Origin of the sequence: Hydrogenophaga laconesensis (assembly GCF_031457235.1) — a bacterium.
Classification (GTDB): domain Bacteria; phylum Pseudomonadota; class Gammaproteobacteria; order Burkholderiales; family Burkholderiaceae_C; genus Hydrogenophaga; species Hydrogenophaga laconesensis.
On record NZ_JAVDWE010000002.1, the window covers coordinates 403,899 to 426,793 of the forward strand.

At 67.8% G+C, this 22,895-nt stretch carries 23 protein-coding genes and 1 pseudogene; 7 read left to right on the plus strand and 17 right to left on the minus strand.

Features of this window, described 5'->3' with window-relative positions:
* Nucleotides 1-8: 8 nt before the first annotated feature.
* A complete protein-coding gene (locus J2X09_RS06335) occupies nucleotides 9-1,010 on the plus strand; it encodes an ABC transporter substrate-binding protein (RefSeq protein WP_204732607.1) in 1,002 nt (333 codons plus the stop codon).
* A 19-nt stretch (nucleotides 1,011-1,029) separates the two neighbouring features.
* On the opposite strand, the gene fabG is transcribed toward J2X09_RS06335, so the two are convergent.
* The 15 genes and pseudogenes from fabG to J2X09_RS06410 all read right to left on the minus strand — a co-directional run bounded on the left by fabG (nucleotide 1,030) and on the right by J2X09_RS06410 (nucleotide 14,396).
* Nucleotides 1,030-1,749 carry a 3-oxoacyl-ACP reductase FabG gene (fabG, locus tag J2X09_RS06340; RefSeq protein ID WP_204732606.1) on the minus strand — a complete coding sequence of 240 codons (720 nt, stop codon included), beginning with the start codon at nucleotides 1,747-1,749 and terminating at the stop codon, nucleotides 1,030-1,032.
* Nucleotides 1,750-1,766: 17 nt separating this feature from the next.
* Nucleotides 1,767-2,213 carry a hotdog family protein gene (locus J2X09_RS06345; RefSeq protein ID WP_204732605.1) on the minus strand — a complete coding sequence of 149 codons (447 nt, stop codon included), beginning with the start codon at nucleotides 2,211-2,213 and terminating at the stop codon, nucleotides 1,767-1,769.
* The gene (locus J2X09_RS06350; RefSeq protein ID WP_310307822.1) at nucleotides 2,210-2,950 is read right to left on the minus strand and encodes a beta-ketoacyl synthase chain length factor; all 741 of its coding nucleotides are present in this window, start codon (nucleotides 2,948-2,950) and stop codon (nucleotides 2,210-2,212) included. Before J2X09_RS06350 ends, J2X09_RS06345 begins: the two co-directional genes overlap by 4 nt.
* A gap of 104 nt (nucleotides 2,951-3,054) precedes the next feature.
* Entirely contained in the window at nucleotides 3,055-4,251 is a 1,197-nt protein-coding gene (locus J2X09_RS06355; RefSeq protein WP_204732603.1) for a beta-ketoacyl-[acyl-carrier-protein] synthase family protein, read from the minus strand.
* Nucleotides 4,252-4,312: 61 nt separating this feature from the next.
* Nucleotides 4,313-5,035: a class I SAM-dependent methyltransferase gene (locus J2X09_RS06360; RefSeq protein WP_204732602.1), complete on the minus strand. Its 723-nt coding sequence runs from the start codon at nucleotides 5,033-5,035 to the stop codon at nucleotides 4,313-4,315.
* Nucleotides 5,032-5,835, minus strand: coding sequence for a polysaccharide deacetylase family protein (locus tag J2X09_RS06365; protein WP_204732601.1), 804 nt, complete (start codon nucleotides 5,833-5,835; stop codon nucleotides 5,032-5,034). Before J2X09_RS06365 ends, J2X09_RS06360 begins: the two co-directional genes overlap by 4 nt.
* 1 nt (nucleotide 5,836) lies before the next feature.
* Nucleotides 5,837-6,478: an alpha/beta hydrolase gene (locus J2X09_RS06370; RefSeq protein ID WP_204732600.1), complete on the minus strand. Its 642-nt coding sequence runs from the start codon at nucleotides 6,476-6,478 to the stop codon at nucleotides 5,837-5,839.
* Nucleotides 6,475-8,814: an MMPL family transporter gene (locus J2X09_RS06375; protein WP_204732599.1), complete on the minus strand. Its 2,340-nt coding sequence runs from the start codon at nucleotides 8,812-8,814 to the stop codon at nucleotides 6,475-6,477. The genes J2X09_RS06370 and J2X09_RS06375 overlap by 4 nt, the downstream gene beginning before the upstream one ends.
* Nucleotides 8,811-9,380 (minus strand): LolA family protein, encoded by a 570-nt coding sequence (locus J2X09_RS06380; RefSeq protein ID WP_204732598.1) that lies wholly within the window; start codon nucleotides 9,378-9,380, stop codon nucleotides 8,811-8,813. The genes J2X09_RS06375 and J2X09_RS06380 overlap by 4 nt, the downstream gene beginning before the upstream one ends.
* Nucleotides 9,377-10,282: a lysophospholipid acyltransferase family protein gene (locus tag J2X09_RS06385; protein WP_204732597.1), complete on the minus strand. Its 906-nt coding sequence runs from the start codon at nucleotides 10,280-10,282 to the stop codon at nucleotides 9,377-9,379. The genes J2X09_RS06380 and J2X09_RS06385 overlap by 4 nt, the downstream gene beginning before the upstream one ends.
* Nucleotides 10,279-11,920: pseudogene (locus tag J2X09_RS06390) on the minus strand (AMP-binding protein). Before J2X09_RS06390 ends, J2X09_RS06385 begins: the two are co-directional and overlap by 4 nt.
* Nucleotides 11,917-12,582, minus strand: a complete 666-nt coding sequence (locus J2X09_RS06395; RefSeq protein ID WP_204732596.1) for a COG4648 family protein — start codon at nucleotides 12,580-12,582, stop codon at nucleotides 11,917-11,919. Before J2X09_RS06395 ends, J2X09_RS06390 begins: the two are co-directional and overlap by 4 nt.
* 1 nt (nucleotide 12,583) lies before the next feature.
* Entirely contained in the window at nucleotides 12,584-12,868 is a 285-nt protein-coding gene (locus J2X09_RS06400) for a phosphopantetheine-binding protein (protein WP_204732595.1), read from the minus strand.
* Between the two features lie 22 nt (nucleotides 12,869-12,890).
* On the minus strand, nucleotides 12,891-14,153 hold the full coding sequence (locus tag J2X09_RS06405; protein ID WP_204732594.1) for a beta-ketoacyl-[acyl-carrier-protein] synthase family protein: 1,263 nt from the start codon (nucleotides 14,151-14,153) through the stop codon (nucleotides 12,891-12,893).
* 3 nt (nucleotides 14,154-14,156) lie between these two features.
* Nucleotides 14,157-14,396, minus strand: coding sequence for an acyl carrier protein (locus J2X09_RS06410; RefSeq protein ID WP_204732593.1), 240 nt, complete (start codon nucleotides 14,394-14,396; stop codon nucleotides 14,157-14,159).
* Between the two features lie 280 nt (nucleotides 14,397-14,676).
* On the opposite strand from J2X09_RS06410, the gene J2X09_RS06415 reads away from it, so the two are divergent.
* Complete coding sequence (locus J2X09_RS06415) at nucleotides 14,677-15,366, plus strand: phosphatase PAP2 family protein (RefSeq protein ID WP_204732592.1); 690 nt, start codon at nucleotides 14,677-14,679, stop codon at nucleotides 15,364-15,366.
* A 116-nt stretch (nucleotides 15,367-15,482) separates the two neighbouring features.
* Here J2X09_RS06415 and J2X09_RS06420 read toward each other — a convergent pair whose 3' ends face one another.
* A complete protein-coding gene (locus J2X09_RS06420; protein WP_204732591.1) occupies nucleotides 15,483-17,027 on the minus strand; it encodes a methyl-accepting chemotaxis protein in 1,545 nt (514 codons plus the stop codon).
* 275 nt (nucleotides 17,028-17,302) lie between these two features.
* Between J2X09_RS06420 and J2X09_RS06425 the strand changes: the two genes are divergently transcribed.
* Entirely contained in the window at nucleotides 17,303-17,785 is a 483-nt protein-coding gene (locus J2X09_RS06425) for a cupin domain-containing protein (protein ID WP_204732590.1), read from the plus strand.
* 48 nt (nucleotides 17,786-17,833) lie between these two features.
* Here the strand turns inward: J2X09_RS06425 and J2X09_RS06430 are convergent, their stop codons facing one another.
* Entirely contained in the window at nucleotides 17,834-18,649 is an 816-nt protein-coding gene (locus tag J2X09_RS06430; protein WP_204732589.1) for a sterol desaturase family protein, read from the minus strand.
* A 247-nt stretch (nucleotides 18,650-18,896) separates the two neighbouring features.
* Here J2X09_RS06430 and J2X09_RS06435 point away from each other — a divergent pair, with 247 nt between their 5' ends.
* From J2X09_RS06435 to J2X09_RS06450, 4 genes are read left to right on the plus strand one after another with little or no spacing between them, the layout of a single operon-like run.
* The gene (locus J2X09_RS06435) at nucleotides 18,897-20,183 is read left to right on the plus strand and encodes an ABC transporter substrate-binding protein (RefSeq protein ID WP_204732588.1); all 1,287 of its coding nucleotides are present in this window, start codon (nucleotides 18,897-18,899) and stop codon (nucleotides 20,181-20,183) included.
* A 22-nt stretch (nucleotides 20,184-20,205) separates the two neighbouring features.
* Complete coding sequence (locus J2X09_RS06440; protein WP_204732587.1) at nucleotides 20,206-21,087, plus strand: branched-chain amino acid ABC transporter permease; 882 nt, start codon at nucleotides 20,206-20,208, stop codon at nucleotides 21,085-21,087.
* Nucleotides 21,087-22,106 carry a branched-chain amino acid ABC transporter permease gene (locus tag J2X09_RS06445; protein ID WP_204732586.1) on the plus strand — a complete coding sequence of 340 codons (1,020 nt, stop codon included), beginning with the start codon at nucleotides 21,087-21,089 and terminating at the stop codon, nucleotides 22,104-22,106. Before J2X09_RS06440 ends, J2X09_RS06445 begins: the two co-directional genes overlap by 1 nt.
* Nucleotides 22,106-22,873, plus strand: a complete 768-nt coding sequence (locus J2X09_RS06450) for an ABC transporter ATP-binding protein (RefSeq protein WP_204732585.1) — start codon at nucleotides 22,106-22,108, stop codon at nucleotides 22,871-22,873. The genes J2X09_RS06445 and J2X09_RS06450 overlap by 1 nt, the downstream gene beginning before the upstream one ends.
* Nucleotides 22,874-22,895: the final 22 nt, after the last annotated feature.

The window sequence follows — 22,895 nt, forward strand, 5'->3', positions numbered from 1 at the left end:
AAAACACCATGCAAAGACTCCACGCTCTCAAGCTCATCGCCGGCGGCCTTGTCGCCGCAGCCACCGCCCTGGGCACCGGCGCTTCGCTCGCCCAGACCCGCGCCACGGGTGACGGTGGCACCGTGCGCATCATGATCAGCCCGGCGGGCACCATGGGCATCGCGCCCGCGGTCATCAAGAAGTACGAACTCGACAAGAAGCACGGCTTCAATCTGGAGGTCGTCTCCTACTCCGACCAGAAATCGGCCACCGCCGCGATCCAGAGCCGCAGCGCCGAGATGGTCGTGTTCGACTGGCTGGCCACCGCCCGGCTGCGCGCCAGCGGCACCCCGGTGGTGGGCATCGCGCCGTTCCTCACCTACGTCAACAGCGTGATCGTGCCCAGGGATTCGAAGCTGAACACCCTGGCCGACCTGAAAGGCAAACGCGTGGGCGTGGCCCACAAGACCGGCTTCGACTGGGTCATCATGCAGGCCGCCGCCGAGAAGCTCAACAAGATGGACCTCGGTCGCGACGTCGAGGTGCGCGAAGGTGCGGTGCCCTTGCTGCGCGGCCTGATGGAGAAGGGCGACCTGGACGCCACCCAGATGTGGAACTCCCTCGCACCCGAGATGCTGGCCAGTGGCAAGTACCGCACGATGGTGACGATCCGCGAGCTGACCCAGCAGATGGGCCTGCCCACGGTGCCGTTCCTCATGTTCAGCATGCGCGAGGACTACGCGAAACAGAACCCCGGCAACGCCAGGGCCTTCGTGGCGGCCTACCGCGAAGCGGCCGACATCCTCATGAAGAACGAGGAAGTGTGGCTTGAACACGGTGCGCGCCTCAAGCTCTCGCCTGAGTCGCTCGCGTTCTTCAAGGAACAGGTGCGCCGCGACCTGCTGAAGTCCTTCACGCCCGACATGAGCAAGGGCCTGACCGAAACGCTCGGCGCCATCAACGCGGTGGCGGCCGATGTGGTGGGCCTCGGGCAGATGCCTGCGGGTCTGCTGACGCTGGAGTACCAGTGATCCGTGGTGCGTGAGCGGGTCAGGCCATCGCGCCGTTGATCGAGATCACCTGCCCACTGACGTAGGCCGCCTTGTCGGATGCCAGGAAGGCCACCAGTTCGGCCACCTCGTCGGCGCGACCGGCCCGCTGCATGGGCACCAGGCGCTTGATGGCATCGGCATCGAAGGCACCGGCGCTCATGTCGGTCTCGATGATGCCGGGCGCGACGGCGTTGACCGTGATGCCGCGCGTGGCCAGTTCCAGTGCGAGCGACTTGCTGGCCGCGTGCAACGCCCCCTTGGCCGCCGCGTAGTTCACCTGGCCCTTGTTGCCCATCACCCCCGCGATGGAGGTGATGGTGACGATGCGGCCCCAGCGCGTGCGCAGCATGGGCAGCGTGAGCGGCTGCGTGACGTTGTAGAAGCCGTTGAGGGACACGTCCATCACGCGATCCCACTGCTCGCCCGACATGCCGGGGAACACCGCGTCGTCGTGGATGCCTGCGTTGTTCACCACGATCTGCACCGGCCCGGCCTCGAGCAGCGCGGCCAGCGCGGCGGCACAACGTTCACGGTCGGTCACATCGAACGCCACCGCCTGGGCACTGCCACCCCCTTCGCGGATCTCGCGCGCGATCAGGCTGGCCTTGTCCAGCGCCTTGTGCGCGTGCACGATGACGTGATGACCGTCCGCCGCCAGGCGCCGGCAGATCGCTGCGCCGATGCCGCCGCTGCCACCGGTGACCAGGGCTCGTTTCATGGCATGTCCTTGTGGGTTCAGAGTGAATCGGCGTCGAGCACCACGGCGGCACGGCCTTCGAGCAGGCAACGCCCGGCATGGTGCACGGAAAAACCATAGAGCACGTTGCGGGCATCGCCCGAGAGACGCTCGGCGCGCACATCGAGCGGCCCTTCCAGGTCATCCAGCCGCCCGACGTGCAGGGTGGCACCCCGCACGCTGGTGAGGTAGCCCTGGCGCGGCGCGGCGTCGATGCCAGCCACCAGGGCGCCGTGCACCGCCATGGCCTGCGCAGCGTATTCAATGCCGCTGGACACGCCCAGACGACCGGCGGCCCGCAACGGATGCGCCGGATCGGTGTGACCGACAGCGCGGCAGACGATGTGCGAAGGCGACCACTCGGTGACCGCGTCGAGCAGGCACATGCTGCCCTGGTGCGGAATGCGGGCCGCGATCCCTTCGCGGTCGAGCGTCGACGTGGTCATGCGGGTTCGATCCGCACGGCCAGCTGCAAGCCGGGCAGGAATTCGATGCAGACCTCGTCGCCACGGCCTTGCGCAAGGCGCTCCAGCAGCGGCAGCGAACGCATCGCGGGAATGGCCGCGCGCAGGGGTTCGAGCGATGCCAGGTCCGTGGGCCGCGCGGGCGCGTCGGTGGTCTGCACCGTGATGCGCGCCAGCGCCTGCGGCGTGCGCCCGGTCTCCAGCAGCAGCGCGACGCCGGCGCAATCGGGCACCGGTCGCGTGGCGTGCAGCGGCTCGGGGTATTCGCTGTCGTAGGCCAGCAGCAGCGTGGCCTGCCGGTCCAGCACGACCTGGCCCAGCGCGTCGATCAGGCCCGCGCCGAAGCTACCGTCGAAGGCACACAGCACCTGGCAGGGTGCCATCGATTTCGTGGCGATGCCCCAGTAGCCGGCGGGCGCGTTGTGCACCGAGTTGTGAAAACGCGTGGGCGAGATGTGGCGGTCGTCCGTGGCCAGTTGCTCGCACAGCGCATGGCAGTTGTGGCCGTCCGCGCCGGAGGCGCTGAACACCGTGGCCAGCGTCGACACGTCGGTGCCCGCCGCCGCTTCGAGGCCGATGCCCAGCGCGAGCTTGATCACACGGCTGGCGCGGCGACGTTCGGCCGGTGGCAGCATGGCGGGCGCAGGCAGCACCGAGGGCGCAGAGACCCAGGGGGCCTTGCCGCGCAACACGGCGCGCGCGCCCGGCCAGTCGGGCATGCCCGGGGCGATCAGGCCCACACCGGTGATCCAGGCGCTGAGCGGTGCGTTCACGGGAACACTTTCGTCGTGCAGGCTTGCTGGGGAATGGCCCGGTGCTGTGCTCATGCGTCCCTCCGTCCGAGCACAAGGCTGCAGTTGCTGCCGCCGAAGCCGAAGGAATTCGTGAGCGCGCGGCGCAGCGGGGCCGCCGCGCCCTGCAGCTGGAGCCGGAGCGGGATGGCGGGATCGGGCGCGCGGGTGCCGGGGCTGCCGGGCACGAAACCATCGGTCAACGCAAGCGCGCACAGCACCGCCTCGAGCGCGCCGGCCGCGCCCAGGGTGTGGCCGGTGGCGCCCTTGGTCGACGAGCACGGCACGCGATCGCCGAACACGGCGGCCACGGCCTTGCCTTCGGCAGCGTCGTTGGCCGGTGTGGCGGTGCCGTGCAGGTTGATGTAATCGATGTCGCTCGCTTCCAGCGCAGCCGAACGCAGCGCGGCCTGCATGGCCATCTGCGCACCCAGCCCTTCGGGGTGTGGCGCGGACATGTGGTACGCGTCGCTGGACTCGCCCGTGCCGAGCAGCAGCACCGCGCCGGCAGGCACATCGCTGCCAGCGCGCTCGAGCAACGCATAGGCTGCGCCCTCGCCGATCGAGATGCCGTCGCGGTCCACGTCGCCAGGCCGGCAGGGTTCCCTGGAGGTGAGTTCCAGCGAGGCGAAGCCGTAGAGCGTGGTCAGGCAGAGCGAGTCCACGCCGCCGACCACGGCCGCGTCGATGGTGCCGAGCGCGATCTGGCGCGCGGCGGCGGCGAACACCTTGGCGCTGGACGAACAGGCGGTGGAGATGGTGGCGGCCATGGCGGTGATGCCCAGGTGCTCGCGCAGCAGACCGGCCAGCGCATAGGAGTTGTGCGTGGCCCCATAGTGGAAGGTGGCAGGCAGCGCGCCTGTGGCGGGGTCGCGCTGGCGGTAGGCCAGCTCGGTCTCCAGAATGCCGGAGGTGCTGGTGCCCACGAACACGCCCACCCGGCCTGCACCGTAACGCGCGACCGCGGCACGGGCCTGCGCTTCGAAGCCGTCGGCCTGCAGTGCGAGCAAGGCCAGGCGGTGGTTGCGGCAGTCGTAGGCGGCCACGGCGGGCGGCACGACAAAGGCGTCCACGCCATCGACCTCGCCCACCCAGGTCGGCAGCTCCACCGTCTCGAACGCGCAGGGCCGCAGGCCGCTGCGACCCTCGCGCACGGCGGCGCGGTGGGCATCGATGCCCACACCCAGGCAGGTGGTGGCGGTGTAGGCGGACAGCAGCAGGGGCTTCACGGTGGGGTGCTCAGGCGAGGTCGGGCATTGTCTCAGATGGTGGCATTCGGGCCCGCGGGCCTCAGTGCGGTACCCGGCACACGAGCATGACGTTGGCAAAGGGTTTGCGGCCGCTCATGTCTTCCGTTTCCACAGCGAAGTCCAGGCGCTCCAGCTCGCCCACCCAGTCCTTGAGCGTGCGGCAGTACAGGCGGGGCAACCGGTGGCCGCGCGAGTAGGTGACCAGGCGGTCCACGCCGTTGCAGATGCGGTAGCGCAGACCGGCGCTGGCGTCGCCCACGCGGGTGAGGAACACGCCACCGGGCGGCAGCGCCCGGCGGATGCGCGCCAGCACCTCGCGCTGCTGTTCGTGGCTGAAGTAGTGCAAGGCGTCGAGAATCAGGATGGCATCGGGCTGACCGAAGTCGACCGCGTTCATGTCGCCCTGCTCCACCCGCACCACCGGGTGCTGTGCACCAAAGGCCTGCTCGGCACGGTCCACGTCCTTCTGCATCAGCTCGACGCCGCGCAGTGTCGTCGGGCGTGGCGGCGGTGCCCAGCCTTCGGGCCACTGACCCCGGTCGTACAGCCGGCCCGCCGCCAGCAGCCACGCGAACAGGCTGCCCTGGCCGCAGCCGAGGTCGAGGTACTGCCCCCGCTGGGGCAGCAGGCCACGGCGCAGCATCTCGTGGAAGATGGTGTCGTAGCCGAGCTTGCCGCGTGCATAGTGGTAGGCGAACGGCCCGCCGGGCTTGAAGGTCTGGCTGGCTTCGTCGACCAGCATCTGGACAGGGGAACGGCTCATGGTGTCAGGGCGTGCGTCAGGGTGACGGGTTGGAGTTGGCGTTCGGCGATGGTCTTGAGCAGGCGCGGCAGCACCGCCAGCACCACGGGTTCGCCGGTGGGTGTGCGCGCGCAGTGGCCGTCGTGCATCAGCACGATGTCGCCCGCACCCAGCCGTGTGGCGAGGCGCTGGTACACCCGCTCGGGATCGCCGGTGCGGGTGTCGTAGGCACGGCGGGTCCAGGTGGCCAGGCGCAGGCCGAGGTCGTGCAGCACCGGATCGAGGAAGGGGTTGCGCAGGCCGGCGGTGGCACGGAAGAACTCCGGCGCCTGGCCGGTGATGTCGCTCAACGTGGCCTGCGCACGAACGATGTCGCGGCGCATCGCACCGGGGCCGAACAGCGAGAACGCGTTGCTGTGCGCATACCCGTGGTTTTCCACCTGGTGTCCGCGCTGCACGATCGCGCGGCACAGCACCCGGTGCTGCTCTGCGATGCGGCCGATGCAGAAGAAGCTGGCCTTGACGTTCGCGGCATCGAGCAGGTCGAGCACGCGTGGCGTCACAGCGGGGTCGGGCCCGTCGTCGATGGTCAGCGCGATCTCGCGCCGCCGCGTGGCGGCCTCGGGCAGGTGGGTGAGGTTGGGACCCAGCAGGTGCGAACTCGGCCACAGACCGGCACCCGCGAGCAGCGCGTGATTGGCCGCGAGCGCCCCCAGCGCCCAGGGCCAGGCGGCGGGCACGGCCAATGTGCCCAGCACGGCCGCGCCGTGCACGGCAGCGCTCGCGCTCAGGAATGGGGATGGTGTCCAGCGCGTGCCCATGTCAGTTCTTGAGAGGCGCTGTGTCCAGGAAACGTTCCCACAGCGGCAACCAGGCGGACCAGTCATGCCCGCCCGGCACGGTGTGGCGGGATGCGGCGGGAAAGCGGTCCGAGACTTGCTGGATGCGCGCGGCGAAACGGTCTTCGGTGCCATGGCCGACGAACACCGGCAGATCGGCCGGCGGCCGCCTGAGCCATTGCCACACGCGCAGCTCGGGGTCCTGCAGGTCCTGGGCGGTGGGCTGCCAGCGGTCCACGCCGCCGGCACGTTCGATCACATTCAGGCTGGGTCGGCTGCCGGCGTAGGGTGCGAGCAGACACAGGCCATCCACCACACCAGGCCGGGCCGCGAGGTGCGCCATGGCGACCATGCCACCGAGCGAGATCCCCCCCAGCCACACGCGTGCGCCCCGCTCACGGGCTGGCGTGAGCACCCCGGTCTGCAGGGTGTCCCAGGTGCCCAGGGCGTCGAGCCCGAGCTCGCCGATGTCCACCGCCAGCAGGTCCATCGGCAGGCCACGCCGCGCGACGGCGTCGGCCATGCCGGCCTCGAATATCTCTTCCGGGCGCATCGCGGCACCGGGCAGCATCGCGATCAGATGCGACGCCCCCTTCAAGGTGCCCACGGTGCGCAGCGGCTTCATGGCGCCGGCCTTCTCACGGCGAAGGCGGCCGACAGCAGCAGCGCGAGCACCGCACCCGGCCCCACGGTCACGCCAATCGCGTGCAGCACCGGCACGGACGACCAGGCCAGCACGCCGAAGCCGATCACGGTGGTGGTGCTGGCCACGCCGATGGACAGCAGCGTCTCGTCATCCAGCTCTTCACCCAGTGCCAGGCGGTCGAAGAACAGCGCGTAGTTGGAGCCCACCGCCACCGTGAGCAACATGCCCACCAGGTGCAGCAGGTGCAGACGCACACCGAAGAAGTGCAGCCCGGCGATCACGACCATCACCGCCATCACCAGGGGCAGCATGACACTGGCCAGGCGCAGCGCGCTGCGCTGCACGAAGGCCATCACCACCACGATGGCGAGAAAGCCGGCGATCGACAGCATGATGGCTTCGTCGATGTACTCGCCGTAGAGCGTATCGAACTCGCCCTTGAGGTCGATGAACAGGGCGCCACTGCCCGCCAGAGCGGTGCGCACGGCGTCCACCGGAATATCGGCACTGGACGCCTCCGACGATGGCCGCAGCGGCAGCAGCACGCTCCAGCCATTGGCGCGTTGCATGAGCAAGGCGTCGACGGCCAGGCCCAGGCCGGTCCCTTCAAGGGTCTCGCGCGTGACGGGCGGAGCATTGCGCGCGGCGGCCACATCGTCGAGAAAGGGTTGCAGCCGGCTGGCGGACAGCGGCGCATCCACCAGCGCCGCTTCGAGCCGTGCGCGCAGCTCGTCGGTGGCGGGGAGGCTCGCGCGCCGTGCGGCCTGCATGGCCTCACTGGGCAGGAATCGCGCCGGCGTGTCGAACCCACCGATGAGCCCCTGCTCCACCAGCGGCTTCAACTGTGCACCCGCGCGCTCGGCGGCCTGCAGGGCGCTCTCGCGGTCGGGCGCGGTGATCACCGCCATGTAGCGCGCATCGGGCGCGCCAAGATCGCTGCGCATGCGCGCGTCGAGTTCGCCTTCGCTCTGGCTCACGGTGGACAGCGCGGAGAGATCGGAATACCAGAGGTCGTCACGCTCCTGCACGAGGTACGCGGCGGACACCAGCACCAGCACCAGCAAGGGCCAGCGCAGCAGGGTCGAGCGATCGATCAGCGGGCGCAGCAGGCGGCCATGGCGCGCGCCGTCGTTCAGGTGCACACCGGGGCCCGCGAGCTGTGGCAACAGGTAGCGCGTGACCAGCGCGGCCGTGAGCACGCCGGTGATGGCGTACAGACCGAGCTGCGCCAGCCCGGGAAAGCCCGAGAACAGCAGCGCGCCGAAGCCCAGCAGCGAGGTGATCACACCCAGCCGGATGGTCGGCCAGTACTGCTCACGCCATGAGCCCACGCCTTGCCGGCCCGACTGCACGAAGTAATAGATGGCGTAGTCCACCGCCTCGCCGATGAGCGCGGCCCCGAAGCCCACCGTGATGCCGAACACCGTGCCGTGCACCAGCCCCACCATGACGATGGCCGCGAGCGTGCCGCTGAGCACCGGCACCAGCGTGAGCAGCATCAGGCGCGCACGGCGGTAGACGAAACCCAGCAGCACGGCGAGGATGGCCGTGCTGATGAGCGAAAGGCGGCTGACCTCCTCCTGGATCGTGGCGCGCGCGCGCACCGCGAAGACGCCAGGGCCCGAGATTTCCAGTGTCAGCCCGGTGGCGCCCAGTTCGCGTTGCACGTCGCTGAACCGGGTGCGGATGAGATCGATGGCGGCGTTCTGGCCATCGGTGTCCGAACCCAGCGCGTGGGTCTGGACGATGAGCATCGCACGCTCGCCGTCGCGCGAGGCCCACACGCCTTCGAGCTCGTTGGGCTGCACGCCTGCGTTGAGACCAGAGACGAGTTCGATCAATTCGCCCGTCGGGTCCTGGGCGAGAAAGGGCTTGAACAGCAGACCAGCGGACGAGCTGAGCATGTCCACACTCTGGTTCACTGCACTGCGCAGGCCATCCACGCTGAAGCGCTCGGGGGTGACAGCGGGGCTGAGCTGGTAGCGGTGGTTCAACAGGAAATCGCGCGCGGCGTCCAGCGCCTCGGCTTCGCCGTTCTGCACGGTGTCGAGCGTGTCATCGCGCAGCAGCGCTGCGCGCAGCGCGCGCGAGGCATCGGCGCGCTGTTCGGGCGTGCCTCCCGAGATCGCGAGCATCAGCAGGCGCGACACCGCGCCCTCGCGCAGCTGGTCCACCATCACCGCCTGTTCGGGCGTGGGCTTGGAGGGCAGGAAGAAGGAAACGTCGGCCGAGAAACGGGTGTTCCACAGCAGGCCGAGGCCGACCGCCATCGCCGCCAGCCAGATCAGCAGTGCCCGCCAGAACGATCGCGTCATTTGCCCGGCACCGGCTCGATGGTCATCTCGGTGCGGTCACCGTCGGCCTGCAGGTAGTCGATGCCCAGCACCTGATGGCGCGCACCTTTCAGGGTGATGCGCTGCAGCAGTTCAGTGATGCGGGGGTCGATCGGGACGAGGGTGAGCACCCAGGCATCCACGGTGCCCGCAAGCTGCAGCTTGTAGTTGCGCTCCAGCGACGACCGGTTGCCCTGCAGCGTGCTGCGGATGCTGTCGACGAAAGCCGCCACCTCGGGCCGCTGGCCGAGCTGGATCTGCATCTTCCGGCGATCACGCTCCAGGCTCAGCGTGTCCTTGTAGAGCACCATGGTCTCGGCCTTGGGTTTGTCGGTGCGCTTCTCCAGGCGGTCCGGCGCGTTGTAGATCAGCTCGCCGGTGGCCACCACCGGCTTGTCCAGCAGCGCGAGGTAGCGTTTCTCGACGAACGTCGCCTGGCCACCGGGGTTGCGGGCCAGCTCGGCCATGAGCTGGTCGATGTTGAAGGCCGCGTGCGCCAGGGCGGTGAACCCCAGAAGCGCGAAGCCGGTGAGAAGTCGTCGGATCATGTGCGGTGCCAGAAATCGAAAAAGTTGAACCAGTTGTACGGTGCCCGGCGGCAGAGTTCGCTCAGGCGATCGGCATAGGCCTGCATGGCCTGCGCGATGGCCGCGTCGCGCCCGCTGCGTTCGACCGTGGAGAAATCGGCCAGCTGCTCGAATCGCAGTTCGTAGCGGTTGCCGCCCAGGTACAGGCCGGCCATGAAGAAGACCGGCCGGCGCAACATGGCGGCCATGCGCCAGGGCCCGAGCGCGAAACGCGCTGGCGCGCCGAGAAACATGCATTCTGCCGTGCTGTCGTTGGCGAGGGAACGGTCGGCCAGAAGCCCCACCAGATAGCCGGCATCGAGTTTGTCGCGCGCCTTGAGCATCGAGTCCGGATGCCCCAGGCCCACCACGTCCTGCTGGGCCCCCGGGTTGATGGCGTGCAGGATGGCGTTGATCTTGCGCGCGTTCTCCTCGTACATCATCATCGCCAGGGGCACCCGGGCACGGACGTGGGCCATGGCACGCAGCACCTCGAAACTGCCCAGGTGGGCACCGAGCAGCAGCGCACCGGGATGGCGCTTGAGCGCATCGTGCAGTGCCTGGTCCCCCACGAACGTGATGTCGAACAGGTCGAAGCGGTCGTTGAGCAGGTAGACGCGATCGTGGACGGTGCTCGCAAAGCTGAACACATGCCGGTAACCATCGCTCCAGGTGGGTGCACGACCCAGTGCGCGGCGCAGGTAGTCGCGACCGGCGCGGCGCGCCTGCGGTGAGAAGAGCACGAAGTACAGCGCCACGAAACGCAGCACCAGCCGCCCGATCGGCCGCCCCAGCGTGAGCGAGATCCACACCATGAAGCGCAGGGCACCGGGGTGGCTGCGCTCGCGTTGGCGCATCCATTGGGGAGGCTGCGCAGGTTTCATGTCGCCGGTGGCACGAGGGTGCCTGCGGCCACCTCGCGGCCCTCGCAGGTCACGCTGAAGGCGATGGCGCCGCGCGGCGTGGTCTGGAGCGCGAACTGCAGCGCCTGGGACGGGCCGACCGGCACAAAGAACTTGGCCTGTGACACCTGCCAGCCACCGCTGGCGGACAGGCCCTGCTTCCGGGCAGCGAGCAACAAGGCGTGGTCGAGCAGCACCACACCCGGCACGATGGGGCGTCCGGGGAAGTGGCCGGCGAAGGCCGGGTGATCGGGCGGCACGACCCAGATGAACTCAGCCGCGTCCATGCGGCCCCACCTTCTCGGCGTAGAGCGCCTCCAGTGCCTGGCGCGTCAGTTTGCCGGTGGTGTTGCGGGGCAACGCCTCCATGAACACGAGCGGGCGCGGCAGGAAGATCGCGTCCAGCCGCTGGCGCAGGTCGGCCATGAGGGTGCGTGCATCCCGCGTGGGCGCGACGACGAACGCGGTCAACCGCGTCACGCCATCGTCGCCGGCCTCATCGGGCAGGAAGAAGGCGGCATCCACCACGCCGGGCACAGCCCCGATCTGGTGGTTGAGATAGGCCAGCGAGGTGCGCTTGCCGGCGATGTTGACCAGATCGGCGTGGCGGCCGTGCAGCAGGAAGTGACCGCCTTCGACGGACTCGATGATGTCGGCCAGCGGCACGCGGCCTTCGACGTGCCCGCCGCTGGCGTAGGTCGTGTCGTCCTCGTGTTCGAGCTGCACCGCCTGCATGAGATGCCAGGCCGCGCCATCGAGCGTGCGCCGGGTGGCCAGCGCAGACGACTCGGTGGAACCGTAGATCTCGTGCACGGGCGCACCGCAGCGCTCCTCGGCGCGGCGCGCAAGATCGGGGCTGAGCGGTGCAGTGGCCGAAAGCACAAGGTCCATCGGGGGCAACGGCAGCCCGGAGGCCAGCAGCGCAGAAAGGTGGAATGGTGTGGTCACCAGCATGCGCGGGCGCGGCACGGCCTCGAGTGCGGCCACAATGTCCTGCGGGTAGAAGGGCTTGCCGGACGTGAACTGGCAAGCCCCGTGCAGCGCGAGCAGAAAGGTCGATTCAAAGCCGTAGCTGTGCTGCACGGGCACGGTGCCGACGATGGAATGCGGCCGCCGCATCAGACCCAGCGCGGTGGACTCGGCGCGGCCATTGAGCACCAGCCGGCCCCAGGTCTTGCGGTGCGGCTGCGGCAGGCCGGTGGAGCCCGAGGTGAACAGGATCGCGACCACGCGCTCGGCGTCCACGCAAGGCATGTCGCTCACCACAGGGCGCGGCAACGTGCCCGGGTCGGGGAACACGGTGCCGGGCAGGCCGGGCACCGTGTCGGGCCGATCGCCCAGCCAGGACACGCCGGGATAGTCGGCCGCCAGGCGATGCAGCGTCTCGGGCGATTGCGAGGAAGGTTGCAGGCTGACCTTGCCCGCCAGCAGCCCGGCAGCGAAGCCGACGGCGAAGTGGTAACGGTCCTCGCACATGTTGAGCAGCCAGTCGCCCGCCGGCAGGCAGGCGGCCAGTGCATGGGCGTCGGCCAGGAACTCGCGCACGCGCACCGGCCCCTGGGCACGCCAGGCGAACACGTCGTCAAGCCCGTGGGCACTGATCAGTGGCTGCGCGTTCATGGTGGCGAGGATCCGTTGCCGTTGTGCGATGCCGACTCCCGACGGTAAGCCTGCATGATGTCCGCCAGCCCCGGCCTTTCGTGCGGCGGCAGCACGCGCATGCGCACGAGGTGCTCGCCGAGGAACATGAGCCCGATGAGCGGGCCCGTGAGCAGGTTGGCATGCACGGACCAGATGGCCGGCGGCGCCCAGATGAACAGCACGGTCGACACCAGCGCGTTGAGAAAGAAGAACAGCGTCCAGGCCAGCGTGGCGCCGCGCGTGTAGCGCAGCTTGCGTTCGGACAGCGGCTGCGCGAAGATGCGCCGCGCCATGCGGGTGATGAGGGGATCGCCCGGCCCGATGAGCGACCGGCCGAACAGCACCCCCAGCGCAACATGAATGCCAAGGTGCTGGACGTAGTAGAGCAAGGCCACGTTGTGGCGCAGCCGCGGCCACAGCCACGCCAGCAGCGCGGCCAGCGCCAGGGCGCCGGCCACGCGCAAGGCCGTTTGCGGCAGCCGCCACAAGGCCATGAGTGCGGCGACCACGATCGGCAGCACGGCCACCCCGGCATTGAAATCGGCGTTGCCCCAGCCGGTGCTGCCGACATGCGCCGCGACCACCCAGGCCAGCATCAGCAGCACCACGCCGAGGTCGCGCAGCAGCGTGGATGCCGCCATGTCACTGAGTTCGCTGGCTGGCGATGTGGGCCGCCAGCGCACGCGGCGACGCGAAGATCTTGTCGTTGTCCTCGTTGTCCGAGCGCATCTGGAACCCGTAGCGCTTGGAGATGACAAGCGAGATCTCCAGCATGTCGATGGAATCCAGCCCCATGCCATCGCCATACAGAGGGCCGTCGGGATCGACCTCGCCGGGTGCGACCTCCATGTTGAGGGCTTCGATGATCAGCGCGACCACCTCGGGCCAGAGCGCGTCGACGGTTTCGGGGGAGACGGATTGGGTCATGGCAGTCACTTGAAAAAGAGGCTCAACGGGGCGGCGCGCGGAACGCCAGCACCGCGTTGCTGCCGCCGAAGGCAAAGGAATTGGAAAGCGCGGCGTGCAGCGGCACGTCGCGCCGGCCTTGCAGCACGTGGTCCACGCCCTCGCAGGCGGGGTCGATGCGGCCAGCCAGATGGGCGGTGGGCGGCACGGCCTGTTCGCGCAGCGCCAGCACGGTGGCCACCGCCTCGATCGCGCCGGCGGCACCGAGCAGGTGCCCGTGCATGGACTTGGTGGCGCTCACGGGCAGGCTCGCCGCACCGTCACCGAACACCTCACACAGGGCGGCGATTTCCACGGGGTCGCCTTCGGCGGTGGCGGTGCCATGGGCGTTGACGTAGCCGATGTCCTGCGGGGCAAGGCCTGCGTCGGCGAGCGCGGCGCGCAGGGCGCGCACCTGGCCCTGCCGGTGCGGGCGGACCAGGTGGCTGTGATCGCAACTGGTGCCATAGCCGACGATTTCACCATGGATGGTGGCGCCACGGGCCATGGCGTGGTCCCAGGCTTCGAGCACCAGCGCCGCGCCACCTTCGCCCAGCACGAGGCCGGCGCGATCGGCCGCGAAAGGCCGGCAGGCCGCCGGCGCGGTGCCGGCATCGCCAGGGGCCATCACCCGCATGGCCTCCCAGGCGCGCAACACGCTGTAGGACTGGCAGACGTCGGAGCCCCCGGTGACCATGACGGCGGCCTCGCCGCTGCGCACGCGCCGGAAGGCCTCGCCGATGGCGATGCCGGACGAGGCGCAGGCGGCCGTCTGGCTCGTGCTCACGCCGCCCAGGCCCAGCTGGATGGAAACGTGCGCGTTCACCGCGTTGTTCATGCCCTGCACCACGGACAGCGGCGAGACCCGGTCCCGGCCCTTGACCCACATCTCTCGCCCACCGCGCTCATGCGCTTCCAGCCCGCCCAGGGCGGTGCCCCAGATGCAGCCCCAGGCTTCCCGCGCGTCGGCATCGGCCTCGGCTGCATTGCGCGGCAGACCGGCCTGGTCCCAGGCCTGGAAGGCCGCTGCCACACCCAGCTGGGCGAAGCGTTCCATCATCAGGGCCAGCGGCTTGCCAAGCACGGCCTCGGGGTCGAAGCCGGTGCAACTCACGAAGGGGGTGGACATCGGGCGCGGCGGCGCCTCGGTCTGCAGCAGGCCCACGGCGGATTCGCCAGCGAGCAGGCGTTCGAAAAAGTCCCGGGCGTCACCGCCATAAGGGCTGACCACCCCGATGCCGGTGATCGCAACGCGGTGCGCAACCATGGGTCAGCTGGTCTTCAGCGCAGACAGTGTGTCGATCACCGACTGCATTTCAGCCACGGTCTTGGGCGGCTGCACGTCGGATGGAATCTCGATGCCCAGGCGGTCTTCGGCCTCGAACATCAGCTCGGCCAGCATCAGCGAGTCCACCCCGAGTTCCGCCAGCAGGGCCTCGGGCGTCACCTGCTCGGGCTGCACGCCCAGGCGGTCGGTGAGAAAGGTGCGAATCAGATCGGTGGAACTCATGAGAAACGCCCAAGGAAGACACTGACACGGTGGGGCCTGCGCGCAAGCCGTGACACAAGAAAGAACAAGGGGAACCCCCGAAGCGAAAAAAGGGCCGTATGACGTGACCGTTCCGGCCTGGGGCGACAAGCGCCACCCTCTCTTCGCAGGGTGTGGAATTATACAAAGCAGCTATTTTTTGGAACAAAGCAACGCAACATCGAAACCAATTGCAAAGCGGTAGCCGATCAGGCGTGGCGTACATTAGCCCGGCCACCCAACACCGACGGGCCCGATCCTCATGCCTCCCCCATCCGAACGCAGCTGGGCGCGACAGCTTTTCTCGCGCTTCGTCGCGCTCTGGTACCTCAAGGCATTGGGCACCATGGCCTTCATGGTGCTGTTCTTCCAGGGCTACTTCTGGGTGCTGCAGCACCCCATGGCCGAGCCGGTGATGATGCCCACGCTACGGATGGACGACTGGGTGCCCTTCGTTCCAGAGGCCTTTTTCGCCTATGTCTCCCTGTGGGTCTATGTGTCGCTGCCCCCGGCGCTCATGCCCAATCTGCGGGAGTTGATCCGGTACGGGCTGTGGGTCGCCGCGCTGTGCGTGTTCTGTCTGGCGCTGTTCTGGCTGGCCCCCACCCAGACACCGTTGACCGACATCGACTGGTCGCAACACCCGAACCTGGCCTTCCTCAAAGGCATCGATGCCTCAGGCAACGCCTGCCCGTCGCTGCACGTGGCCTCGTCGGTGTACTCGGCCTTCTGGCTGGCCCGCATCTTCAGGGAAACGCAGGCACCCGCCACCCTGCGCTGGCTTAGCGTGTTGCACTGCATCGTGATCGTGTGGTCGACGATGGCGATCCGCCAGCATGTGTTCCTGGACGTGGTGGCCGGCGTGGCCGTGGGCTGGGCCTTCGCCTGGGTGGCCCTGCGGTGGACGAAGGAACACCCCCCTGCGCCGCTGCGCGGCCTTCCCACTCCCTAGCGCGCCTTCGACGCTTCGAGGGGGGCGGCATCCCGGACCGGCGGAGCCGGACCCCGGATACCGCTGTCAGGCTTGTTTCACCCGTTGCGGGTCGCGCTACGGCGTTGAAGAAGCGATCAACCCGACGCGAGCTTGAAGACCGCCACCGCCTGCACCATCTGCTCGGCCCTGGCCTTGAGGCTGGACGCCGCTGCCGCGCTTTCCTCCACCAGCGCGGCGTTCTGCTGCGTGGCCTGGTCCATCTGTGTCACGGCCTCGCCGACCTGCGCGACGCCCGAGCTCTGCTCGTTGCTGGCCGCACTGATCTCGCCCATGATGTCCGTGACGCGGCGGATCGAGTTCACCACTTCGGTCATGGTCACGCCGGCCTGATCGACCAGCGACGTGCCCTGCTCCACACGCTCCACGCTGGCGGTGATCAGCCCGCGGATTTCCTTGGCCGCCTCGCCGCTGCGCTGCGCCAGGTTGCGCACCTCACCCGCGACCACGGCGAAACCCCGCCCCTGCTCGCCCGCGCGCGCGGCTTCCACCGCGGCGTTGAGCGCCAGGATGTTGGTCTGGAAGGCGATGCCGTCAATGACACCGATGATGTCGGCAATCCTGCGGCTGCTGTCGTTGATGTCGCGCATGGTGTCCACCACCTGCGCCACCACGTCGCCGCCCTGCACGGCCACGGCGGACGCGCTCATGGCGAGCTGGTTGGCCTGCTGGGCGTTGTCGGCGTTCTGGCGCACGGTGGAGCTCAGCTGCTCCATGGACGCGGCGGTTTCTTCCAGTGCACTGGCCTGCTGTTCGGTGCGCGCCGACAGGTCGTTGTTGCCCTGCGCAATCTCGGCACTGGCCATGGCCACGCCCTCGGCATTGCCACGCACGTTGGACACCACCCGCGCCAGGCCTTCCTGCATGCCCTTGAGCGCGTGCAGCAGCTGGGCAGCCTCATCGCGCCCCTCGGCCCGAATCGCGCGTGTCAGGTCACCGTCGGCGATCAGGCGGGCGCCTTCGGCGGCCTGTTGCAGCGGCACGGTGATCGAGCGACTCAGCACGAAAGCGGCCGCAGCGCCGAGCAACGTCGCCAGCACACCACCCAGGATGAGGATGGTGCGGCCGTTCGCGGCTCTCTCTTCCGCCTCTTTCAAAGCAGCGTCGTAGAGCGCCTGCTGCCGTTGCTCCAGTTTCTGGATGGAGGCGATATAGGCCTCGGCCAGGGGTTTGAGATCGCGGTCGAGCGCGGCGCTCATGTCCTCACCGGCCATGCGCGCCTTGAGCACGTTGGCGCGCGGCGTGCGGTAGGCCTCGCGCGCGGCGTCAATGCCGGCGATCAGCTCTTTGCCCATGTCGGTCTGCTCGAGCTCGATCATCCGCTTGCGGGAAGCGGTGGTGATCTCCGAGGTCTTGTCCATGTCGGCCTGCCACATCGGAATGCGGCTGGTGTCGGCGTCCAGGACCGCGGCGCGGGTGCGCACCCAGTTCAAATCGATGGTCTGCCGCCACCGCACGGCCAGTTGCAGTTTTTCGTTGTCTTCCAGCGCCAGCACGCGCGTGGTCTGCACCAGCTCCTGGAGTCGCCAGACTCCGATACCGGCCATCAGGGCCGTGATGAGCAGAACCAGCCCGAAGGCGATCGCAAGGCGGCTGCCCACCTTGATGTCATTGAGTTTCATTCGGGAGAACTTTCTGGACGGGAACGGGAATAGGGAGAAACGATTTGCCATGCGACTGTCCCGCAAGGGGTGACAGAGCGCACCGATCCACGACATCGGCGGATCGGATCGCATCTTGAATGAGGGCGCGCCGGCGCGGTGCGTGGAAAAGCGCCACCGGCCAGCCGCTTATCCCCCGGCTGACCCGACAGGCGGCAAGCCGGCGCAGCGACCAACGACGCCGCACAATGCGCTCTCGCCCCACCACTTTTCACGCCCGGCCCCGCCCCCCCGACATGTCCACCCCGCCGAAACCCGCAGCCCTGCTGGCCTGCGAAGCGCCACCCCGTACCCGCCCCTCCAACTACCCAGAGCCATTCGCCTCGCGCATGGCGGGGCGGATCAAACAGCCGCTGGGCGACCTGTTCGGCCTGCGCAACTTCGGCGTCAACCTCACGACGCTGGCCCCGGGCGCGGTGTCCGCTTTGCGACACGCGCACAGCCGGCAGGACGAATTCATCTACATCCTCACCGGTCACCCGACCCTGCTCACCGACGAGGGCGCCACGCCCATGGCGCCCGGGATGTGCGCGGGATTCCCGGCTGGCACCGGCAACGGCCACCAGCTGCTGAACGAGACGGGCGAAGAGGTGCGGTACATCGAGGTGGGCGACCGGTCCGAGGGCGATGCCGCCAGCTACCCGGACGATGACCTGATGGCCGTGCTGCGTGAAGGCCACTGGATCTTTGCGCACAAGGATGGGCGCGCGTACGAGTGAAACGGGGGCTGTGAGCCCCCCGCGCTGAGACCACCACCACCGCGGTGGTCACATCGACATCGCGCGCTTCTCGTCGGCCTCCAGCACCGGCCCGTCCAGCGTGACGCGACGGTCCTGCACGTCCGACTGGCGGAACCGGGCGATCACCGGCTTGAGCTCTTCCTTGATGTGCCGCTCGCTGGTGCCATTGAACAGGTGCCCCAGCAGGCCGCGCCGCAGGTCGCTGGTGTTCATGAGCCAGTCCGCGATGGGGTACGTCAGGTTCATGTTGTATTTCATCATGATCCCCATGTTGTGATGGGCCGTGTGATGACGGCGGATCGTGTTGATGAGGGGCACATTGCGCACGAACCAGTTGTCGTGGACGTGGCAGCAGTAGTGGAAGGTCTCGTAGTTCAGGTACATCGCCACCATGGTGATGAAGACCACATAGCCCGCGTTCGGGTTGATCACGAGGCTGGTGATGTAGCCCAGCGTCGTGCCCATCACGCCCAGCACCGCCAGCACGCGCCACGGGAAGAACACGATGCGGAACTCGCGGGTCGTGTCGATGGTGACGTCGTTGTCGGTGAAGTACTGGTGGTGTTCCCGCGTATGCCGTTCGTAGATGGCACGCAGCGCGAAGAAGTCGATGCGGCGGTGCATCACATAGGTGTGCATCGCCCACTCGGCCAGGTTGCCCGCCAGGAATACCGGAATGGCCACCAACCATTCCCAGCCCAGCCCTGATATCTGGTTCACGCAGTACCAGATGGCGGCAATGCCCACCCCGTACATCACACCAATGTGAAGCAACCCGTTGTACAGCGGGCTGATGTTCGACTTGTACTGCTCCCTGAACTTGCGCTGGCGTTCGGTCATCATGGCGGCGGCTCCTTTTGAAAAATCCTTCTGATATGTTAGTTGTATTCTTTTTTTCAGTCAACGAAGCTTCAAGGCAGCTTTAATCCGTTGAACAAACTAAAAATTGCCAATGAAAACAATCGACTTCACAGGCATGGTAAACCCTGATTACCTATAAGTGCACAACTGACATACTAGAAATATCCATAAACAAGACAGCAGCTTTTCACCCGGCCCGTTCATCTGCCCACCCAACGAGGAGTCCCCCATGCTGAACAACGTCCCCACGCACGTTTCCACCCGCCGCCATGCACTCAGGACGCTCGGCGCCGTTGCCGTGACCGCCATGGGCGCTCCCGTGCTGGCACAGACCCCACCCATCCGCATCGGCGTGATCGCGCCGCGGGGCGGCGTCATGGGCACGGTGGGTGAATGTGGCCTGCGCGGCATGCAATGGGCCACGAACAAGCTGAACGCGGCCAACGGCATTGGTGGCCGCAAGATCGAACTGATCGTGGAAGAGGAGACCACGCCCAAGGACACGATCGAACGCTTCCGCAAGCTCGTGCTGAGCGACAAGGTCGACACCGTGCACGGCATCGTGTCCACCGGCGTGAGCCTGGCGCTCGCCCCCGCCGCCGAGGACTCGCGCGTGCCCACGATCTTCTGGGACGGCACCACGCAGGATGGCGTGAAGGAGACGATGCCCAAACCGCGCTTCGTGTTCCGCAGCAACGACAACGAGTGCGAAGCGGTGATGTCCTCCCTGCTGGCCATCAAGCACTTCAAGGGCCAGTTCGTCACGATCGCCGGCATCAACCCCGACTACTCCTACGGCCGCAACAACTGGGCCGCCTTCCAGGCGCTGCTGAAGAAGTTCGGCATCGAGCACCGCGTGGTCTCGGAGCAGTGGTCCAAGGTCGGCAACCTGAACCTGACCTCCAACGTGGCGGCGCTCAAGGCGGCCAAGCCCGACCTGATCTTCTCCTCGCTGCTGTTCGCCGACCTGCCGGTGTTCATGAAGCAGGCACACGAAGCCGGCCTGAGCCAGGGCACCAAGTTCGTGCTGCCCGCCGCTGGCTGGCAGCACACCGGGCTGAAAAAGGAATTCATGCCCGAAGGCGTGATCCTGGGCCACAACACCCTGTACTTCAACGACCCGAAGGCCAGCCCGTTGCAGAAGGAGTTCGTGCAGTGGTATGCCGACCAGTTCAAGGACTATCCGCACTGGGAGGCCGACCGCGCCTACTTCTCGCTGCAGGTCTACAAGGCGGGCGTGGAGAAGGCCATGGCGGCCAAGGGCGGTGCCTGGCCGAACAACCAGGAAATCGCGGCAGCCATGGCCGGCGTGGAGGTGATGTCCCTGGGTGGCAAGGGCGGCATGCGCGCGGACCACATCGCTGACCAGACCTTCCACCAGGGGCTGTCGACCAACAAGAACAACTACGACTTCCCGACGCTGGCCAGTGTGGACACGATGTACTCGACGCAGATCCAGAAGCCGGCTGGCACCGACTTCTGGGAGTGGCTGAAAACGGCCGACATCAAGCTCTGAGCAGCACACCCGGGACCTGGCCATGAGTGCTTACATGAACCTGCTGCTGGCAGGGGTCTTTCACGCGTCGGTGCTGTTCCTCGTGGCCGCCGGCCTGCAGCTGATCTTCGGCGTGCAGCGCATCGTCAACCTGGCGTGCGGCTCGATCTACGCCCTGGGCGCCTACTGCGGCATCAGCGTTACGCAATGGGCGCTGAACGCGGGCATGCCAGCACCCATGTTCCCGCTGGTGTTGCTGGCCACGGGCGTGGTGGTCGGGCTGGTCGGCATCCCGCTGGAACGGCTGCTGCGCACCATCTATGGCAAGCCGGAGTCGCTGCAGCTGTTGCTGACTTTCGCGCTGCTGCTGATGGTGCAGGACGTGCTGCGCTTCGGCTGGGGTGCCAATCCCCAGCAGCTGGGCAGCCTGTCCTCCACCTATGGCTCGCTGGTGATCGGCGACATCATGATGCCGGTCTACAACGCCATGGTCATCGTCACCGCGATCGCGATGTCGGTGGCGCTGGCGCTGTTCCTTGGCCGCACCTCGGCCGGCAAGATCCTGCGCGCCACGGCGGAGAACCGCGACACCGCGGCCGCGATGGGTGTGAACATCAAGCGCGTGTACCTGTTCGTGTTCGTGCTGGGCACCATGCTGGGCACGGTGGGTGGTGCGCTGGTCGCGCCCACCGCCGCCGCGTCGCTGGAGATGGGCGTCGAACTGGTGGTGGAGGCCTTCGCCGTGGTCGTGATCGGTGGGCTCGGCAGCATGAAGGGCGCGGCCGTGGGCGCGGCCATCGTGGGCATCGTGCGTGCGCTGGCGATTGCCATCTACCCCGAGGCCGACATCCTCTCCATTTACATCATCGTGCTCGGCGTGCTGATCTGGCGTCCGTCCGGGCTGTTCGGAAAGGTGGCTGACTGATGGCCAAGACCCTCGACTCCGGCGCCGAAGCGCTGGCCATTCCCATGCCGGCCACTTCGCGGCGCAAACCCACGGTGCCCATCCTGTTCGGGGCGATCCTGGTGGCCCTGTTCGCCGCGCCGATGGTGCTCAGCCCGTACCACATGACACTGCTGATCCCGTTCCTGGGGTACTCGGTGGTGCTGCTGGGCTTCAACCTGCTGTTCGGCTACGGCGGCCAGCTGTCGTTCGGGCACGCGATGTTCGTGGCGCTGGGCGCCTATGGTGCGGCCGCATCGGCCTCCATCTGGGGCGTGACCTCGCTCGAGCTCATGCTGCTCGCCGGGCTGACCGCGGGCGTGGTGATGGCGATCCCGATCGCCTGGATCGCCAGCCGCTTCACCGGCATCTTCTTCGGCATGCTCACCCTGTCGTTCGGCATGTTGTTCCACTCGTTCCTCAACAAGTTCTACAACATCACCGGCGGCGACAGCGGCATGCGCGTGCCCCGCCCCACCCTGTTCGGCAACGCCTGGGACGATCTGAGCACCGCCGAATTCCTCACCGGTCCGTTCTACCTGTACTGCCTCGTGCTGCTGGCGCTGCTGTGTCTCGTCATGTGGCGCATCGTGCGTTCGCCGTTCGGCCTGCACCTCACCGCGCAGCGCGACAACGAACGCAAGGCGGCCTACCTGGGCGTGCAGGTGCGCCGTGTGCGCTTCGCGGCCTTCGTGATTTCGGCCGCCTACGGCGCCATCGGTGGCGTGATCCTGGGTGTGAACATCAGCCTCGCCGATCCCGAGCTGGCCTACTGGACGCACTCGGGCCACCTCGTCTTCATGGCCGTGCTGGGCGGCTACCGCGAATTCCTCGGCCCGGTGGTGGGCGCCATGGCGTTCATCCTGCTGCACGACAACCTGATGTCGCTCACACAGTACTGGCGCTTCTTCCTCGGCCTGATGCTGGCCATCCTGGTGATCGCGCTGCCCGACGGCATTCTCGGCACGTTGCGCAAGCTGCCCTTTCTGCGGAGGCACTGATGTCGACCCCACAAGCCCTCCTGCACGCCACGCAGGTCACCAAGCGCTATGGCGATTTCGTCGCACTTTCCAACGTCGACCTGAGCCTGCACGGCGGTGAATTCGTCTCCGTGGTCGGGCCCAACGGCGCGGGCAAGTCCACCCTGGTCAACGTGCTGACCGGCCTGCACAAACCCAGCACCGGCTCCGTGCGCTTCTGCGGCGAAGACATCGCCGGGGTCGGCCCGGTCGAACTCGCCACACGCGGCCTGGCGCGCGCGTTCCAGCTGGTCAACGTGTTTCCCGAACTCACCGTGCGCGAAACCCTGTCGGTGGCCGCGTGTTCGCACCTGCGCACGCGCTGGAGCCTCTTCAGCAACGTGCACCGGGACGACAAGGTCCGCGCCATCGTCGACCGCACCATGCGCGCCTTCGGCCTGGACCGCGACGCAGACACCCCCGCCAACTCGCTGCCCCACGGTCGGCGCAAGCTGCTGGACGTGGCCAGTGCGTTCGCGCTGCACCCGCGCGTGATGCTGCTCGACGAACCCACGGCCGGCGTGTCCACGGCCGACAAGGACGGCGTGATGACCACATTGCTGGACGCCGCGAAACACCTGGGCGTGGAGGCGATCCTGCTGGTCGAACACGACATGGACCTGGTGGCACGCTACTCCTCGCGCATCGTCGCGATGATGGCCGGCCAGAAAATCGCCGACGAACCGACCGACGCATTCTTTCGCAACGAGGAGGCCCTCGCCATCGTCGTGGGCAAGGGGCACGCATGAACACGCTGCTGGATGTGAAGAA